The sequence below is a fragment of the Cellulosilyticum lentocellum DSM 5427 genome (assembly GCF_000178835.2).
Taxonomy (GTDB): Bacteria; Bacillota; Clostridia; order Lachnospirales; family Cellulosilyticaceae; genus Cellulosilyticum; species Cellulosilyticum lentocellum.
Genome location: NC_015275.1, coordinates 433,742 through 451,769, shown reverse-complemented (window position 1 = coordinate 451,769; position 18,028 = coordinate 433,742). Strand labels below are relative to the sequence as shown.

Annotated in this window: 17 protein-coding genes; 2 read left to right on the top strand and 15 right to left on the bottom strand. The window is 33.0% G+C overall.

Annotation, left to right across the window (positions count from 1 at the left end):
• Window positions 1-172 precede the first annotated feature (172 nt).
• From CLOLE_RS02000 to CLOLE_RS01975, 6 genes are all read right to left on the bottom strand, one after another.
• A complete protein-coding gene (locus CLOLE_RS02000) occupies window positions 173-3,652 on the bottom strand; it encodes an HD domain-containing protein (protein ID WP_013655404.1) in 3,480 nt (1,159 codons plus the stop codon).
• Between the two features lie 251 nt (window positions 3,653-3,903).
• Window positions 3,904-4,563, bottom strand: a complete 660-nt coding sequence (locus tag CLOLE_RS01995) for an HAD family hydrolase (protein WP_013655403.1) — start codon at window positions 4,561-4,563, stop codon at window positions 3,904-3,906.
• Between the two features lie 166 nt (window positions 4,564-4,729).
• Window positions 4,730-5,095, bottom strand: coding sequence for an ACT domain-containing protein (locus tag CLOLE_RS01990; protein ID WP_013655402.1), 366 nt, complete (start codon window positions 5,093-5,095; stop codon window positions 4,730-4,732).
• A gap of 4 nt (window positions 5,096-5,099) precedes the next feature.
• Window positions 5,100-5,636, bottom strand: a complete 537-nt coding sequence (locus tag CLOLE_RS01985) for a hypothetical protein (RefSeq protein WP_013655401.1) — start codon at window positions 5,634-5,636, stop codon at window positions 5,100-5,102.
• Window positions 5,637-5,649: 13 nt separating this feature from the next.
• The gene (locus CLOLE_RS01980) at window positions 5,650-6,753 is read right to left on the bottom strand and encodes a 4Fe-4S dicluster domain-containing protein (protein WP_013655400.1); all 1,104 of its coding nucleotides are present in this window, start codon (window positions 6,751-6,753) and stop codon (window positions 5,650-5,652) included.
• A 2-nt stretch (window positions 6,754-6,755) separates the two neighbouring features.
• Window positions 6,756-7,322, bottom strand: a complete 567-nt coding sequence (locus tag CLOLE_RS01975) for a TetR/AcrR family transcriptional regulator (protein ID WP_013655399.1) — start codon at window positions 7,320-7,322, stop codon at window positions 6,756-6,758.
• Window positions 7,323-7,585: 263 nt separating this feature from the next.
• On the opposite strand from CLOLE_RS01975, the gene bioB reads away from it, so the two are divergent.
• Window positions 7,586-8,557 carry a biotin synthase BioB gene (gene bioB, locus CLOLE_RS01970; protein ID WP_013655398.1) on the top strand — a complete coding sequence of 324 codons (972 nt, stop codon included), beginning with the start codon at window positions 7,586-7,588 and terminating at the stop codon, window positions 8,555-8,557.
• A 161-nt stretch (window positions 8,558-8,718) separates the two neighbouring features.
• Here the strand turns inward: bioB and CLOLE_RS01965 are convergent, their stop codons facing one another.
• The 7 genes from CLOLE_RS01965 to CLOLE_RS01935 form a co-directional block, all read right to left on the bottom strand.
• The gene (locus CLOLE_RS01965; protein ID WP_013655397.1) at window positions 8,719-9,303 is read right to left on the bottom strand and encodes a DUF2271 domain-containing protein; all 585 of its coding nucleotides are present in this window, start codon (window positions 9,301-9,303) and stop codon (window positions 8,719-8,721) included.
• A 236-nt stretch (window positions 9,304-9,539) separates the two neighbouring features.
• The gene (locus CLOLE_RS01960; protein ID WP_013655396.1) at window positions 9,540-10,790 is read right to left on the bottom strand and encodes an MFS transporter; all 1,251 of its coding nucleotides are present in this window, start codon (window positions 10,788-10,790) and stop codon (window positions 9,540-9,542) included.
• Between the two features lie 78 nt (window positions 10,791-10,868).
• Entirely contained in the window at window positions 10,869-11,510 is a 642-nt protein-coding gene (locus CLOLE_RS01955; protein ID WP_013655395.1) for a TetR/AcrR family transcriptional regulator, read from the bottom strand.
• 131 nt (window positions 11,511-11,641) lie between these two features.
• A complete protein-coding gene (locus CLOLE_RS01950) occupies window positions 11,642-12,592 on the bottom strand; it encodes an aldo/keto reductase (protein ID WP_013655394.1) in 951 nt (316 codons plus the stop codon).
• A 12-nt stretch (window positions 12,593-12,604) separates the two neighbouring features.
• A complete protein-coding gene (locus tag CLOLE_RS01945; protein ID WP_013655393.1) occupies window positions 12,605-13,198 on the bottom strand; it encodes a Crp/Fnr family transcriptional regulator in 594 nt (197 codons plus the stop codon).
• A 266-nt stretch (window positions 13,199-13,464) separates the two neighbouring features.
• Complete coding sequence (locus CLOLE_RS01940; RefSeq protein WP_013655392.1) at window positions 13,465-13,842, bottom strand: hypothetical protein; 378 nt, start codon at window positions 13,840-13,842, stop codon at window positions 13,465-13,467.
• 139 nt (window positions 13,843-13,981) lie between these two features.
• A complete protein-coding gene (locus CLOLE_RS01935) occupies window positions 13,982-15,337 on the bottom strand; it encodes a YARHG domain-containing protein (protein WP_013655391.1) in 1,356 nt (451 codons plus the stop codon).
• Window positions 15,338-15,898: 561 nt separating this feature from the next.
• Between CLOLE_RS01935 and CLOLE_RS23765 the strand changes: the two genes are divergently transcribed.
• A complete protein-coding gene (locus CLOLE_RS23765; protein ID WP_270049152.1) occupies window positions 15,899-16,030 on the top strand; it encodes a hypothetical protein in 132 nt (43 codons plus the stop codon).
• A gap of 86 nt (window positions 16,031-16,116) precedes the next feature.
• Here the strand turns inward: CLOLE_RS23765 and add are convergent, their stop codons facing one another.
• Complete coding sequence (add, locus tag CLOLE_RS01930; protein ID WP_013655390.1) at window positions 16,117-17,070, bottom strand: adenosine deaminase; 954 nt, start codon at window positions 17,068-17,070, stop codon at window positions 16,117-16,119.
• A 2-nt stretch (window positions 17,071-17,072) separates the two neighbouring features.
• The gene (locus tag CLOLE_RS01925) at window positions 17,073-18,020 is read right to left on the bottom strand and encodes an ABC transporter permease (protein ID WP_013655389.1); all 948 of its coding nucleotides are present in this window, start codon (window positions 18,018-18,020) and stop codon (window positions 17,073-17,075) included.
• Between the last annotated feature and the right edge of the window lie 8 nt (window positions 18,021-18,028).

Here is an 18,028-nt window from a genome sequence, read left to right as displayed (position 1 = left end):
CTTCCATATGGAACTTATAGTATACTACACTGTTATTCTCTGCTATCTTATAAATTCCACTTTCTATCACTTACTTGTGATACGGTTCACCTCACCTCGTTAACTGGAGGTTTTATGCATATTAATACTAGCTTAACTTTTCATCACTATACATCATAAATATATAGTAGATTTATTCGAATGCTTTTGTACCATCTGTATTATAATATGTAGTGCCTACTTTCATCTCCAGATAACTCTTAGGAACGGATTTAAGCATATCTCCCCTAGTCTGTATGCCTGGAAGTATTACATACTTCTCTATTGCTCCTATAAATAAAATACTCCAACCTTCATAAACCCCTTTAACGTACTCAGGATCTTTCTCCTTAAGTTCTTCCACTCTGATCTCTTCTTCATTACTTAATTTCCTTGGAGCAATATACGCATATAATACATAATCTTTATTTTGCTCACGTACCATCCTTCCGAAATTATTTAATTCAAATAACCAAAACCCACCAGCTATTTGATCAAATTCTCCCACCATACACTTCGATTTTTTCCAGGTATCCTTCTTTATTCCAATCCCTACCCTAGGATTAATCAGTACCGGATCGAATTGTGCTATAGCCTGAATAGCATTACCACTATCACTTATTGTTTTACTACGTCCCTCAACAATTTCTTGTATTTCATAATCTAATTCTAAGGATTTATACAAATCTTTACTTACAATTGGCCATATATTTGATACTATATCATACTCTGATACTATACCCGACCATTCATCTGCACATATTACCAACGAAGTTAACGAATTATTACTCTCCCTCCAAGAATGCCTAGGAACTGGAAATTCTATAAATTCACCTCCTGCTAATTTAAGGCAATTATCTCGTACACTAACCATCTTTGCTCCTATTGCTTTTCCCAAAATAATCTGCCTACTAACGTCCATATAATCTCTAAAATCACAATTCCTAATCTCTAACTCTTGCCCCTGAATTATATCTTCTATCTTAATTCCAATGTCTTGCCAGACATCCTTAGCAATTACTGCCTCCGAAACTTTAGTGTTACATAACCTCTTTATTATAGCTCCTGAAAGTGTTGGAAACTTATTAACTATTATTTCTAAAATAATATTCATCTCATCTGAATCGATACTGATTCCATTATCTTGTACATGTTTACATATACACTGAACAACCTCATTAATATACTCTTGTCGTATATTATTTAGTTCATCTTGAACTTGAGGCATAGATATAATACTATTCCTATCAACTGATAATACTGGCCTTTTATCTCCAATAAAATTTAAAATACTGTTTTCCACTATATCTCTTCCAAGTATTTCTTTTATATCATTTTTCGAAAGTGTTCTATCATAAATAATAATCCCATCAACTAGTATCCTTGCTTCATTTTTCCCTAAGAACTCAGAATAGCTATATATTTTTAAATCACTATTATTCATCCCTTTATTTGGAAGCGATAGGTGTGAATATATTTGTAACGATTCTGTATTAATTTCGATTATATAATCCTTAATTTTGTCTCTTGCTTCTACGATGTTATTATAGAAATCCATATTATCACGTTCCCTAGGATAACCACTCAAAAGATTTACTACATCTGATTTTTGAATTTCTGGATAATCCCTATAATCAAATATATTACATCCAGACAAGATCCTTCTTCTGTCCCCATGTTCATCTACAATATATATAGGAATATCTTTGTTTTCAATCACTATATTTGTGCAAAGTAAATAGCTCAGATTATTCTTATAGTAATCCTCTTCTATATAACTTCTGATAAACTCATCATTATTTGACATAAATAATAATGGCAATTTATTAATATACTTATTATTAATCTTCGTTATAATTTCCGAATTAAGATATAACTTTATTATTGTTCCATGCCCTCCAATTTTCTCATCTTCCACCCTACTTGGAGTAACATAATAGCAATGTTCATTTACACCTTCTAAAATAAAACTAATCAATTTACTTCCACTTTTATGATATCTAGTAGTTATCCCAATCTTATCTGCAATCATATAACCTGATAACAAACCTATGCCAAATTGAGATGTAGGCTTTACTCCTTCACACCATTCAATATTTTTCTTCTTAAACTCCCTAGATTTATAGTATGAATTTCCTATGTGTAATAAAAAATTTTCTATAATATATTCATCCATCCCAGTTCCATGGTCTAAACAATAAATATACTTACGTGAACTATCATCTATATAATCCTCGCCTATTCCAAATTCAATAAAAGTTTCCTCCTTTATTCCTTTTGTCTTGTTATATGCGATCATACACTTGGTTGCATCTAATGAATTTTGATATATCTCTCTTAAACACAAGTATTTATCTTTATACAATTGAATTCCCATTAACAATTCTAGTATTTTAGACTGCTCTAGAGTAAACTTCATGCTATTGTTTGGAGTAAATATACTGTTATCAAAGGCTATTTCACTTCTATCAACTTTATCTCCAATATTAATATTATAACATTGAATATTTTCCAACCTATTATAATCCCATTTTTGTTTAAGTGTATAATAATTACTAATTTCATCATCAATCCAGTCCATGTAATCCTGAATAAAATAATATATACTAGGTAGAGAACAATATGCTGAAAATTTGACATAAGTATGATTGCAACGATTATAGAAATCATATCTCAATTCTTGAAATTTCGCTTTCCAATGTTTTAAACTAGTTTCATCTGTAATATTTTTTTCTGCAAACAATGACATAGGTGCTCTATCTGCACTAAAGTGGATTACATCCCCCAGTCTTAACAACATAGCAACAAATTGAATATTTCCTTGCATTTCTTCTGTAACTTTGCTTCTAGTATTTAATTCCAACACATATGATATTTGTTCACCATGACCTCTACATATATTTCCTATATCATCTATAAACTTTTCTATGGAAAAACTATCTATAATACCAACGTATTTTCTTTTTATTCCTTTTATACATTGTTGTATCCTTATATGGTGTGTACTTCTAATAAATTCACATCTAATCATCTTACTATAATTTAGATACTGAGTGGTATCAGTTTTATATTTCTTTAACTCATCCACATATCCATTTCTAAACCTTTCATAATCACAAAGTAACATTGCTAAATCCTCTATTAATTTATTTTCTGTATTCTCAATAAAAATATAGTTTTTAGCATTTTGATAAGTTCCATATAGCTTATCTTTATTATCTTGGATAATCTTTATAGCTTCTTCAAACTTATGTACTGGTTTAAAATCATTTAACACTCTAAACCCCAGAGTATTGTCATAAATTTCTTCTGTTCCCTCTACTGCTCTTATTAATATATCCTCCCATGCAGGTAATGCCATAGCTGCATCATGTATATAGGCCGACATATAGATTAATAATAATTCATAAAAAGAAATTTTCTCTATATTTTCTCCCAATAAGTTTTCTATTATATTTATTACCTTTTTACTATGCTCTTCATCATGTATATCAAAACTACTCATCTGTGTTGTTATTTGTTTTAAATGGTCTTTTGTATCTTTAATTATTTCCTTTGTCACTCTCCATATTGAATTCAATTTTTCTGATTGGCATTGCTTTAATATGCATTCTATTTGTTCTTCAATTCTCATATTGGTATCCCCTATCATAGAATTATATATAATTATCTAAATATTACCACAACAAAAGGGTTGAATCTATATAATTCAACCCTTTTAATATTAATATCAAGTTATATTTATATTATTTTTTAACCTCCCTTACTTATGGTAGGGTTCATTATTATTCATTCTAAACCCTTATGTTTCATCCTACTTTCCACAACTCACAAAATACTACTTACAGAGCAGTATCATCTTTGAACATTAATGTTTCTTAGTTATTAAGCTTTAAAACCTTTCATCACTTCATAATAATCCATTACAAAATGATCTGCTATCTCCTGCATTTCTGATTGCATCTCTTCTGTTTGATTGTCAAACATTCCCCAAGCTGTCATACCTGCTGCTTTACCTGCTCTAAGGCCGTTTGGAATGTCCTCAAATATTAAGCAGTTATGAGGTACTACCTCTAAATCCTCTGCTACTTTTAAATAAATATCTGGGAAAGGCTTCCCTCTTCCTACTTCACAAGAGGTACGAATCTGACTAAAGTAATCTCTTATATTTAATGCTTCAAGTACAGCTTCTACTAGTTCAATACTATTACTGGTAGCAATGCCCATTTTAATATTCTTTTCTTTAAGCCATACTAAAAAGTCTTTAGCCCCTGCTTTTAATGGTACTTTTTTAGTATAGAATTCCCATGCCATCTCATTCCAACGTTCTTTGATAGCTTCTATACTCATTTCTAATTTAAAACGTTCTTTAAAATAAATAGCTGTTTCTGTGAAACTTTTGCCCTCTAATATTTTATCCATATCTTTAGGTACTGCAAGCCCTAATTCACTTAAAAAAGTCTCATCAATTTTTTCCCATACCCACATGGAATCGATTAAGGTACCATCTAAATCAAAAATAACTGCGTCATATTGTTTATTCATTGTGCTTCCCCTCGAGTTTGTCATTATTAATACTTTTGGTTTCTATAAAAAATATTATAACACCAAACTAAAGCCTAGCCTATTAGTACGATCTCCCTAATATAGAATATCTAATAAGTAAGCAAGCTATTATTCATCTTTCATTCCATTCGGGAAATCTAATCTTCTAAATAAATCGACAATTACTTTCTTCTAATGCGCCTTTAACCTCTTCCCATTTAGAGCCTTTAATTAAAATATAATCCGTATCATACGTGGCCACCACCAAAATTCCTGTCTTCTGCTTAGCAATAATATCTGCTAAGAAAGCTATCATTCCATACTTTCCAAAAGAAGCATCTTCCGCTATTCTAAAACAACGCCAGTCATGTTCAACTTCTATACATGCTTTAGGTACTAGCTTTGTTGGGCAAATAACGGAATACTCCTCATCCGTATGACTTGTGAATACATACAGTTCATTTAAATTTACCTCACTAAAATCCTTTACCTTACATATAGAAAATGCCTCATTAATCATTTGCAAATCCACTTCATCATCTCCCCAATACTCTTTTTTTCATAATATACTGACCTAACTTTATGACTATTCCTAGTATAAATAATCCTCCCCATATGCCTATCATGCATAGCTTCATGGATGTAGCCATTCCTGCTATAGTAACAGCTATGGGATGCTGCACAGGATATAATAATAATACACTAAATAGCAATATATTTTCTATGATATCAAATAATCCTCTAGCAACTGGTACACCAATAGTAATAGTACGTATCCATTTAGCTTTTGTCCATCTATAAGCATATAGAGAAAGTAAAATCTGTACACTACCAAAACCTATCACAAATAAAAAGTCCCCTATGAAATACTTCTGGTAGATGCTAAACCCTTTTGGCTCCATCTGGTCTAAAACCGTATAAACACTATTTGCATCATAACTTTTCATATCAAAAGTTCCATAGCCATTATTATAACTTTGCAAGGCTGTACTGCTCCAAGGACTAAATTCTACCCAATAAAATGTAATAATAAATAATAAAACAATTCCCCAAACCACATATTTTTTCCTCATAATCTCTCTCCCCTCAACTCTTTAATTCTTCAACCAAAGCCATTGTGTTTTTCCCTGCCTTGCAGTGGTAGGTACATGCACCACATTGAATGCAGTTTTCTGGATGAAGTTCTTTTATAATCGAGAGATTATTTTTTTCTATAGCTGCAATGATTTTATCTACCCGTATTTGCATTGGGCATTTTCTACTACAAGCACCACATCTTCTGCATCTTGCTTCTTGATTATAACTAATAGCTTCTCCATAGCCTATAAAATTCGTAGTAAGAGTGATTTCATCCTCCTGAGTAGTTTCACGTCCCATCATTATCCCTTCTCCAAAGCAAGGAGTTAACCTTGGTCTCTTTCCTAGGGTTTGACCTAGAATATCTATGACCTTATCGCCCACATTAACCCTTGCTACTAAAGCCTCACCTGTTGATAAATCTGCTACTGTGATAAGTCTAGTATTAGCTACTATCCCCTCATAAATGGCCTCGTAAATAGCATAGATGGTTTGAACATTGAGCATTAAAATCCCCTTCATAGCAGGTATTTCATCAAATGCAAAGTTCTTTCCTAATACATGGTTAATCAGTATTTTTTCTGCACCCATAGGGTACCTATTAGGCACTAAACATACCTCATAATCTTTGCTATCTATCTTCTCTTTTGTAGCCAGTATGATTCTATTAAACCCAATATACTTATTCAGTAATGCTATCCCCTTCTCAATCTTTCCTAACTCATGTTTAATGAGCCAATCATCATGAATAAGCCCGGGATCACAGGCCACTGCATTAATAATGAGAACTTTCTCCTTTACTTTTGCATCCACTACTGCCTTTACTTTCTTGTCTGTTTGAAACCCACTACCACTTAAGCCACAAATCCCTTTTTCCTTAAATTCTTCTAGTAACAAATGAATGTTCAAATCTTCTGGTGCTTTTTTTATTATTTGCTTATTTGACAAATCATAAAAACTATTTTGGCTGCGTAATGCTACGACCTTACTAATCCTTGCTTTTGGAAAACGTCCTTTAATATGTCTGTATTGTTTTTGATAAGCTTTTTGAATATGCTTAATGCTAGCATTTCTTCTAGCTTGGCTTTTTGTTATTAATGGATATCCTTTCATTTCTATCCCTCCATATACATCTCCATAAAATTTTCTACATGTTTTCTAAGTAAAGGATTCATTCGTTCTTTAGGTTCTTCAATCGTATGGTATAAGAAAAATGGTGCATAGAGCTCCATGGCCATTACTTCCGCATTCTTATCCTTCATCATCTTCTGATTAATTAAGTTTTGAAAAATTTCTTTTTGACAATTAACTGGCATCTCTACAAACAAGGCTTTATAAATAGCAGCCATCTGAGGATTATTAAACTGTTCTATTAGTAGAAGTCTTCTAAACATGATAATCCATTCATCTTGTGTTTGAAAATTAAACATCTGCATACAAGTCTCTACTACATTATCAAAATTCATTTTTTCTAATTCTAGCTCCTTATACTTTTTAAAAAAACGTAATTTAGATTCCTCTACTATGCCATCTAAAATCTCTTGTTTACTTTTAAAATGTTTATATAAGGCACTGTCTCTTACACCCACTGCTGCTGCTATAGTTCTTACTGAAACAGCCGCAAAACCCTGCACTGAAAATAGCTTCATCGATTCTAATAATATTTTTTCTTTCGTTGTCATTTACACATTTCTCCTTTTACAAGTCCATCGACTCGTATTAAGATTTCTTACCTGATCAATTTAGTGAGCAACTGCTCACTTTTGAGTATAGTTAGCGTTCGCTCACCTGTCAAGGCTTTTTATTTATTTCCTTAGTAAACTTATTTATTCACTTTGTAAACCTATTTTTAACATACAGTTGACAATATTGTTTTATTAATTTATACTACAATAAATTTTTCTAACTACGCTTCTTAAAAATCAAACGATGGGAAGGTGTTTCAATGAATAGATTATGGGGACTAAAAAACAAAGTATTAAGTGGTGATTTACTAGAAAAAAGTGAGGCTTTAGAACTCTTAGAAATGCCTTTAGAAGACCTGTGTGAGGCAGCTAACGCCTTACGCCTTCACTTTTGTGGTAATGCTTTTGATATCTGTACGATTATTAACGGAAAAAGTGGTAAATGCTCAGAAAACTGTAAGTATTGTGCCCAATCGTCATTTTATGAGACACCTGTAGAAGAATATCCTCTACTTGATACTGATACTATTGTTAAGCAAGCTCAATATAATGAGAAGCGAGGTGTACTCCGCTTTTCTATTGTTACCTCTGGTAAGAAATTAAGCGATGAGGAAATCGAGCTAATCTGTGCTAGTAGTAAAGCTATTCAAGAAACCTCTCCTATCAAAGTTTGTGCTTCTCTAGGGCTCTTAGATGAAGGTGCTTTTGCAAAACTCAAAGCTGCAGGTATTAATAGAGTACATAATAATTTAGAAACCTCTAAGCGTAACTTCCCAAATGTTTGTACTACTCACACCTTTGAAGATAAGATTGCTGCTATTAAAGCTGCGCAAAAAGCTGGGCTGAACATATGCAGTGGCGGTATTATGGGACTTGGTGAAACCATGGAAGATCGCATTGATATAGTACTTACCATTAGAGACTTAGGCATTCGTTCTATTCCTGTTAATATGCTAAATCCTATTCCTGGTACGCCTTATGAAAATAATCCTCTTCTAACCAATAATGAAATGCGCCGCATCGTAGCCATTTTCCGTTTTCTAGTACCTAATGCTTCCATTCGTTTAGCAGGTGGTAGAGGTCTGTTATCAGACAAAGGAAGACTTTGTTTTCAATCCGGTGCTAATGCTGCTATTTCTGGAGATATGCTTACAACTACTGGTATTACTATTGAACAAGATATGAAAATGCTAGATGAACTTGGTTTTATCCCTTACCTCTGGAATGAATAATTGAATAGAACATCACATCATACAGCAAACTCCTAATCTATGCAAAAAACATGCATAACTAGAACATTCTTTCTAGTCATGCATGTTTTTTTACGCTATTACCATCTATTCACCACTTTACAAATAATCAAATTTCACATTTTACTATGCAATCCTTTTTGTCAAGGCAAGTACTTAGCATACACATCTACAATAAGATCACTCTCTGCTGCTTCATCAGTGGTAAATTCAGAAACTGCTTCTACTTCACACGCTCCACCACTTATATCTATTTTCCCACTATACAGCACACCACTCTTCTTATAAATAGTTCCTTCTACAAAAAATGTATATACTCCTGATGGCACTTGTTCGCCCTTTTCATTTTTGCAATCCCATAAATACATCACTTTTCCTGTATTCGGCGTTGCAGTTGTAATTGCATCTACTTGCTCTTGGTCATATGTACTAATACCAGATTTTTCTACCCACATTGGAATTGATTCAGCCCTCTTCTCATATCCCCCTTGCGCCGTAAACTGTGTTGCACAAACTGTTTTCACCAAATCCCCCTTTTCATCCTCTATCCATATGGCATATTGATTAGATGAGTAACCTTCCCGCTTTGTATAATCAAACCCTATAGCAACTGTCCCAGCCGTTTGTACTTCAACTGGTTGCACTTTCACCTCTCCTTTCTTACCACATCCCGTTAGGCTACATACTATAGCCCCAATTACCCCTATAACCAAAATATTCCTTTTCATTATCTTCTACCTTTCCCTTAATATTCAACTTTTATACTGTATAAAAAAATCCTACCACACAAAGAATTTATGTTTTAGGATTAGTTAATTTATTTTCACAATTTTCACTTTATTATATCATGATTTTGTTAAATGTCTATACATATTTTAGGTCATAGCTTTGTTAGGCAAATAGCGGAATATGAATAAAATCATGACGTTACCTATTGCTTAGCTCCCTTGGTAACATCCTATATTTAAATAGTAGCTCCACTCTCTTTTAACTTTCTTAAATTCATTTGGGCTGCTACTGAAACTAATAAGCTTAGAACAGCTCCTATTAAAATAACAAGCCATACTTGATTCTTTAATACATCAAATAATACCCCATACATAGCCTGCCCTAATGGATAAGCACAGGTCGCTATTGCCATAACAAAGGCCATAATTTTACCCATTAATGCATTAGGTGTTCGCGTTTGAACAAAGGTTTGACCAAATACGTTAAATAGCGTTGCAAACATAATACACACTAACTCTCCTATTATAATAAAAACGTAAGCTACTATAGGTATTTCAGTTAAATAGCTTCCAATTGCAATAGGTAAAATACCCATACACGCGACAAATAAAAATACATAGGATTTATTCATACTTACCTTTTTACTAACTATCCCAGCAAGAATAGCACCTGCTATAGAACCTATGGCTAACGCTGCCTGTGCAAAACCATAATACTGACTTCCTAATTGAAGTGTCTCGTTAAGAATATAAGGTAGTCCCACAGCTAATAAGGCTGATAAAAACAAATTCAAAGCTGCAATAATAAATAGCATCTTAAATAAAATCGGTTGTTCATCTTTTAAAAAGTGAATAGCTTCTTTTATATCTCCTATAACCATTTGTAATATGCCTTGGGTACGGTCTTTTTTTACAAATGGTATTTTAATAAAGCACTCCATTACAGCTGATATAAAAAAACATACAGTACTAATCACTAAAATCCATGTCATGTCTACGAATGCATATAAAAATCCACCTACAATAGGTCCAAATAAACTGGCTAAAGCTGAGACTTGTGCTACCATACCATTGGCAGCCATTAAATGTTCTTCATCTACTAATGAGGGTATACTTGCCTGAACCGATGGCTGATAAAAGGCTTGAATACAACCCAGTATTATCATAACCGTTCCTATTAGTAAAATAGGATGGCTTACTTTGAGTAAAACTGCAAAACCTAATATCAAAGCTGAAGTAATAAAGTCTAGGCCTACCATAATATTTCTTCTATTAATTCTATCCGACAAAATCCCGCCAATAGGTGATAATACCACACTTGGTATCATAGAAATAGCTAATATCCCTCCAAATATAGTTGCTGAATGTGTTGTATCTAGTACATATAAGGATAAAACAAATCTTAAAATAGAATTTCCAAATAAGGAAATAATCTGCCCTATTACCATTAGTATAAAATCTTTACCCCATCCTTTATTCCCTTGCATATCTATCCCTCCTGAAATTAATTTTATACCGAACGTCGGTATGTATCTATTCAAAATAAAAACCCTTTCGGGCTTTTATTATTTTTCACTTACTACATCATAATAGTCTGTCACTACTTCTAAAAATCCTTCATTTACTAGTGGTATACCTAGGTTATCTACTACTTCCTTTAGGCAGTTAATCTTTGCTATAAAAGCATCTCGATCTACTTTAAACAAACTTGGGTTCACCCATGCATTAATCAAAATGGCTATTATTTGTGCTGCTTCCTTTGGTTGATTTACCTTCATAGATCCATCCTTGTTACCATTTTCAATAAACCACTCAAACATTGGTGCTAACTCGTTCACTGTTACATTTAGTTGCCTTACTACAATTTGAGGATTCTTTAATAAAGGTGTACTCATCTTATCTAGCATACGTTTATTACTACTGCCTAGTTCAGTGAGCATAGCTGTTCGCATCTTCTCTAAAGCATTGTTACCTGGAATCTGGTCTAAAGATCTACTCCAAATGCCTTCATAATAATTAGTTTCACAAATCTTGTTGAGTATGTCTTCTTTACTTTTAAAGTGATGATAAATAGCACCTTTAGACATACCTAATTCCTCTATAATATCTTGAATAGAAGTTTCATCATAACCCTTTTCATAAAAAAGCTTATATGAAACCTCTAAAATCTTTTTCACTGTTTCTTCTGGATACTTATTTCTTGCCATTTGTCACCTCGTATACATACCGTCGTTATGTATGTATATTATAATAATTTTATCTTTAAGTCAATCTGTTTCTTCTGATTATTCTATACAGCTAATTAGCTAGCTTTTCTATTTACCAAACTGCCCTTACGTTAGTTTTCCCAGCTTGCTTTTACATTAACACCTACATCTTTTGCTAGTCTTTCTAAGCCTTTTACCTCTTTTGCTGTTAATTCAATTTCAAAGGCCTTTGATAAATCCTCTACTTGTTCTTTTTTAGTAACACCTATAATAGGGACAGTCCCTTTAGCTAATGCCCAAGCTATAGTAATTTGTGCGGGTGTAGCCTTATATTGTTCTCCTAGGTCTCTTAGTCCTTTTAGTAAGCCTTGGATTTGATTAAGTACTTCAACTGGAAAAGCTTTTGCTCTTCTTGTGCCTCTCTTAAAAGGGTGCTCACCATCATATTTTCCCGTTAAGGCACCTTGTTCTAGTACCATATAGGAAAAGAAAACTACCTGGTTTTCCTTACACCACTTTAAAATGCCGGTTTCTTCAGATACTTGGTATAACAAGCTATAATGATTTTGTACAGCCGAAAGCTTGAAGCCTGCTTGTTTTAAAATCTGGTCTGCTTCTTTAACTTGCTCAAGATTGTGGTTAGATACGCCTACATATTTTACTTCTTCCTGTTTTAATAGAGGAATAAGCTCTTTAGTCCACTTCTGGACATTGGCCGGACTATGAATCCAATATAAATCTACTTGTTCTACACCAAGCCTACAGCAACTTTTCTTTAAAAATCTACCTACTGCTTTTCTAGTTTGTAAGCCTAAAGGTGTAAATTTAGTAGATAAAATCACATTAGGATTGTTTTTTATACAGCTTCCTAAAATCTTTTCTGCTGCTCCCATACCATAAACAGCTGCTGTGTCCCATAAATTAAATCCTTGTTTCATAGCTAGCTCAAAAACCGGCTTAAGATCTTCCTCTCCATAGCTATTTCCAAAAATTTGATTTCCTCCATTAATACCTGTCCCCCATGACCAGGTACCTAATGCTATGGCTGGAATTTCTATATCTCCTAATTTGGCATACTTCATCTCTTATCCCCCTTAATTTTCCTCTCTTATTGTTTTTCTTATTCTACTTAATGACACCGGTGTAATCCCTAGGTAAGAAGCTATATAACTTTGATTAACTCGCTCTTCTAACTTAGGATAATACCTTTTAAAATCTAGATATCTTTCAGTTGCACTTTTAAGTAAAAAGCTACTTTCTCTTTCAATCTTATAGTGAATACTCTCTTCTAATAGGTTGATATAAAATTTTGTAAAGTAAGAGGAAGTACTAATTAATTCTTTTATCTGTTGCCCTGGTATAACTAGTACTCTACTATTTTCTAAAGCTTCAGTACAACATGGTGAGGCTTTTTCATTAAAAAGTGTTTCAACTCCAAACCCACTTCCTTCTGAGGTAAAAATCCTTGTTACATCATTTCCTTCCCGATCAATATAATAGCTTCGAAATATACCCGTCACTACGAAATAGAACTCTGCCGGCTTATCTCCTACATGAACAATCACTTCTCCCTTAGAAACGTTTTTTAGAAAAATATTTTCTAGGTTTATTTCTTGAATTTCTATCGGCATTTTTTCTTGACTTATTTCTTCTATCATTTGCTGTAACTGTATTAAAGCTTCTAGCACTTCTCTCCTCCTTCACAAAAAAGCTATTTTAGTTTATTTATTTCCATTATAAATCACTATAATCTTTATGTAATTATCATATGATAAATACTCAAAGAATTAAATACTGCTAACTTTTTCACCTTATGCTCTAACACTTATATAACCTCTAATGTATAGACTCCTTCTTTCTCTATAGTTACACTAATATTTAGCACATTATTTCAATGATTACTCAATAGCAAAAAAGGCAGAAGCTCATTTAGCTTCTACCTTTTCATACTCCATTATCCCGCATACCCTACGCCATCAAGTGTAGTAATATCTAACTCTTTTGTATTAACCCATCCTACTTTTCCATCTCCCCATTCTCTTTGATTATCATTTCTCTCTTTATCAGCTTCTTCTACTTTTTCAGCTAACATTTCCTTTGTATATTTAAAAGCTTCATTAGGGTCATTTAGTTCCTTCTTTTCCTCTGGCTCCTTTTTGATTGCTGATGTCTGCTCTATTTGACGAGTATGAGAAACGACTTCCTCTAAGCCTTGTGTATCAATCATAGTCACCTGCTCATCCCTTTGTGTACCTAATATGATTCCAATTACTAACCCTAAACCCAAACAAATCATACCAATCACAGCGACTAATGCCTTTTTCGGCTTCATTTTTCTCTCCCCTTTTGCTCATCTTACTGGTCGCTAGCTAACTTTATCTCTATGGAGAAACCTATTATAGTCCATATTACTTATGAGCTTACTCATAAAACTCTACAAGAGTATATAAAATATGAAGCTGTTACACTGACTAATCCGCATATGAAATACCATCAAGATTATATGGATTAAACTCTTTGGTATTAAACCAGCCATATTTACCATCTTCAAGCTGAACCTTTACCCACTCTTTTAAATCCGTTCCTACTATCAACATCGGTAGACCTGTTTTATACTTTGTTTTCTTGCTAGATAATTGATTACTTTCATAAATAGTAATGGGTTTTCTCGTATAAGTCTGCCAGGAAGTTTCACAGTAGTCACTAGGTATTTCCTGAAGCTTATGGTCGCTTGTAAGCCTATAGTCCCAGTTATACCATGCTGTTCCTATGATATCACATCTGATAGTACCATGAAGGATACCTTTTTCCGTGTAATTTCTTGTGTTACTCCATTCTCCATTAATTATACCTGTCACTTGTCCCATAAAGACCATTTCTTGCCCATTATAATAGTAATAAAAGTCTTCATAATCTGAACTAGGTCCCATATCATTAATTACAATTTCCTTATAATTATCTGTCTCATCTATATCCACTACCCAAATATAATGTTGCAACTCCCCAGTTACCTCTTGGCTAGTTTTACCATTGATCTTAATAAATCCTGAACTAACACACCATTCATCTTTTTCCTTTGACTGGAAAACTATTTCTTCTTCAATGCCATCATTGTTTAAATCCATTTTAAAAGGCTCATCTACATTAAAACGATACATATCACAAAATGCTCTTTGAGGTCTTCGATTATATGATCTGACACTTCCTTCTTTAACACACTTTTCTTGCCACTCAAGGTAACTAATATTATATTTTTCCTCCTCTGAAAGCTGAATTTCACTTATCTTTTTCGTAGGTGTATACCAAATCTTATTACTGAAATACTCCTTATAAATAGGTTTACTAAAAATATAACCATGTCTTGCATAAATTTCATTTCTAGCTAATGCTAATAATTCTTCATCAAAATTATAAATGTGGCTTATATCTATTTTTTCCACATTACTACTTTCAATTAAGTAAACATTTCCGGTAGCTTCTTTATATTCCTTCTTAGTAATTCTATTACTTTCTATCTGAGATTGCTTGCTGTCTCTTTCATCTTCAAGCTTTCGTTTCTCATCCTCTTTCGTTAGTTCTTCTTTAGTATATTTAAAAGCTTTATTCGGATCCTTTTGTTCTTTTTCTTGCTTTAAACTAGTATTAGTTACAGATGTATGTTCTATTTTATTAGTAGGAGATTCCTTTGTATCTGTTTCTTTCACATCAACCCTATTGGCCTTTTCTGCTTTTTGCATACCTAAGGCTATTCCATTCGTTATCCCCACAGCAAAACAAATAAAACAAATAATCCCCATTATCAAAAGTATTATCTTCTTTGATTTCATCTATTTTCCCCCCCATATTGTTATTACTATTTACCTCGTTTACTCTACAAAATCTTTTCTATACTCTTTATCTGTCTAATATATTTATTCCTTTTAGAAATAACATACATTGTTACTATAAGGCTCTATTTCTAGTCATTCTTATAATAATATACTACGCTTATTAATTTTTCTCAATTATTAAAATATTAAATATTCATTGTTTTTAAGTTACAATTTTTTTATGGATATGTCTTTTTAAATATATCTATAGAAATGAAGTAAATAAGATTTAGAGCCAAACAAAATCATTTCTTTCATAATCCTTCTAGCACTAGCCGTCATGCTATAGGTATCCTAGAGAACGATGCTAAAGAGTATAGAAGCTAGTCCTAGGAGAATTACACTGATTAATTACCCGTTTGGAGCACACGCTAAATAGGCATAAGCTCATTGGGTGCTTACACCTATTTAGCGTGAAAAAATTTATTATCTATAATCATGTCACTATATTATTACTTATACATATAGTTTAAAATAAGGTAACACAAATAAATATTTCTTGGCTTTGCATTTGGCAGTATGCTTTGGATTATTGGTGGTGCTATTAACTCTTCAACAGTAATTGTACTTGGACTTATTATCATTGCATCTTTAGCTATAGCTTCAACGATTTATGTTCTAACGACAAAGCACTTTAATAACAATAAATAATTAATAAATATTTTAATAGCCAAAGAATCTCTGCATAAAGAGTTTCTTTGGCTATTTATTTTATAAGTTATTTAGTTTGATACAGCTTATTTGATAAAAGTAGCTTCTCTAGCATATTTTTGCATAGTGCTGATTTCTTCATCAGTAAAGCCTAACTGTGTTTTTAAAATTTCAATTTCCTTGTGAATGTTCGTATTAGATACTATCATGTTATCTGAGTTAAAAGTTACCCTAACCCCTGCATCAAATAACTGCTTAATAGGATGCTCTTTGAGGCTAGGCACTAATTTCGTATGGTAATTACTTGTTACACAAACTTCTAAAGTAATATCCTTTTCGATAAGCTCTTGAATAAGCGTCTCATCTTCTATAGCCATTACGCCATGTCCAATACGTTTAGCACCATATTCTAAAGCCTTTCTCATGCTTTCTGGGCCTGATACTTCACCTATTGCTTCTCCTGCATGAATTGTTACTGGAATCCCATATTCTTTGACCTTAGCAAAAACAGGTTCGAACATTTTAGTAGGGAATAAAGACTCTGCCCCAGCTAAGTCTACAGCGCATACAATGTCACCCATATACTTCTTAGCTACTTCTACTGTTTCTAAGTTTTTCTCTTCAATATCCGCTCCTCGCATACAGCATAAAATAAGGCCGCAGCGAATAGCTGGATATTTTTCCATTCCTCTTTTAACCCCTTTAATAGCTGCTGCTACTACTTGGTCTTGTGTTAAACCCTCCTCTGTAGAAAACTGTGGTGCAAAGCGAATCTCTGCATACGTTACACCTAGTTTGTGTAAGTCCTCTACTAACTCAAAACTTACTCTTTCTATTGCCATTTCTGTTTGAAGAAGCATAATTGGTAAATCAAAACGCTTTAAACATTCATGTAAGGTTGGACAATCTTCTGGTACCTCCATAAGATTTCTAAGCTCTTTTAAATCCTCTGTAGGTAAAGTAATATTTTGGATTTTCGCTAAATCAAGTGCTGTTTCCACTCTTAGTGACCCATCTAGATGTAAATGTAGTTCAATCATAACTATTCCCCTTGCATTAGTCTTTGTTTCTTAAGTTTTTGTTTATGCTTATGACTGCAGTACCATGTATAAGCAATGGTAATCATTAAGTATGGCATAAGCTGTACGAATTGAAGTGGAATAGATGCCCCTTGTAAGTAATTTGAAAGACTTTCACAGAATCCGAAAAGGAGTGAAGTAAAGAATCCTACAATGGCGTTTCCTGCTGCGATAGCTTGTGTTGCTAAGGCAATGTAACCACGTCCTGCTGTCATACCTGATGAGAATAGTCCTACATAACCCATGGATAAGAAGGCACCACCCATACCAGCTAAAATACCACTTAAGCTTAAAGCAATATATTTAATCTTTTTAACAGAAACTCCTACAGATTCCATAGCTTCTGGTGATTCACCAACGGCGCGAATGTGCATACCAAGTCTTGTGTACTTAAACATAGCCCATACAACGAATACTAAAATAAGTGCTATGTAAGTGAGTACATGATGACCTGATAAAATTTGTCCTATTACTGGAATATCTTCAATAATAGGAATATTAATGCTTGGTAGTTTTAAAGAAGGAAGTGAAGTTGAGGCTCCTTTTTCTCCTGTAATAAGGTAAAGGAAAAAGATCGTTCCTCCTGAAGCAAAAGTATTAAGCGCAATCCCTGAAATAATAATATTGGATTTTAACTTAAGCGCAAAGTAAGCTAAAATATTACTCATTAAAAAGCCAGCAAGTATAGCTCCTAAAAGCCCTATCCACGCATTTTGCGTAAAAGCACTTACCACTACCCCTGTAAAAGCTGACATAAGCATTGTACCTTCTAAAGCAATATTACTTGAACCTGATCTAGAAGCAATGATTGCTCCTAATGTTGTCAGTAGTACTGGTGTAGCACTACGGAACATGGCAAAATAAAATTCAGGAAGTGTTAACGTATTTAAAATGTCTAATAATAATTCCATGGTCTATT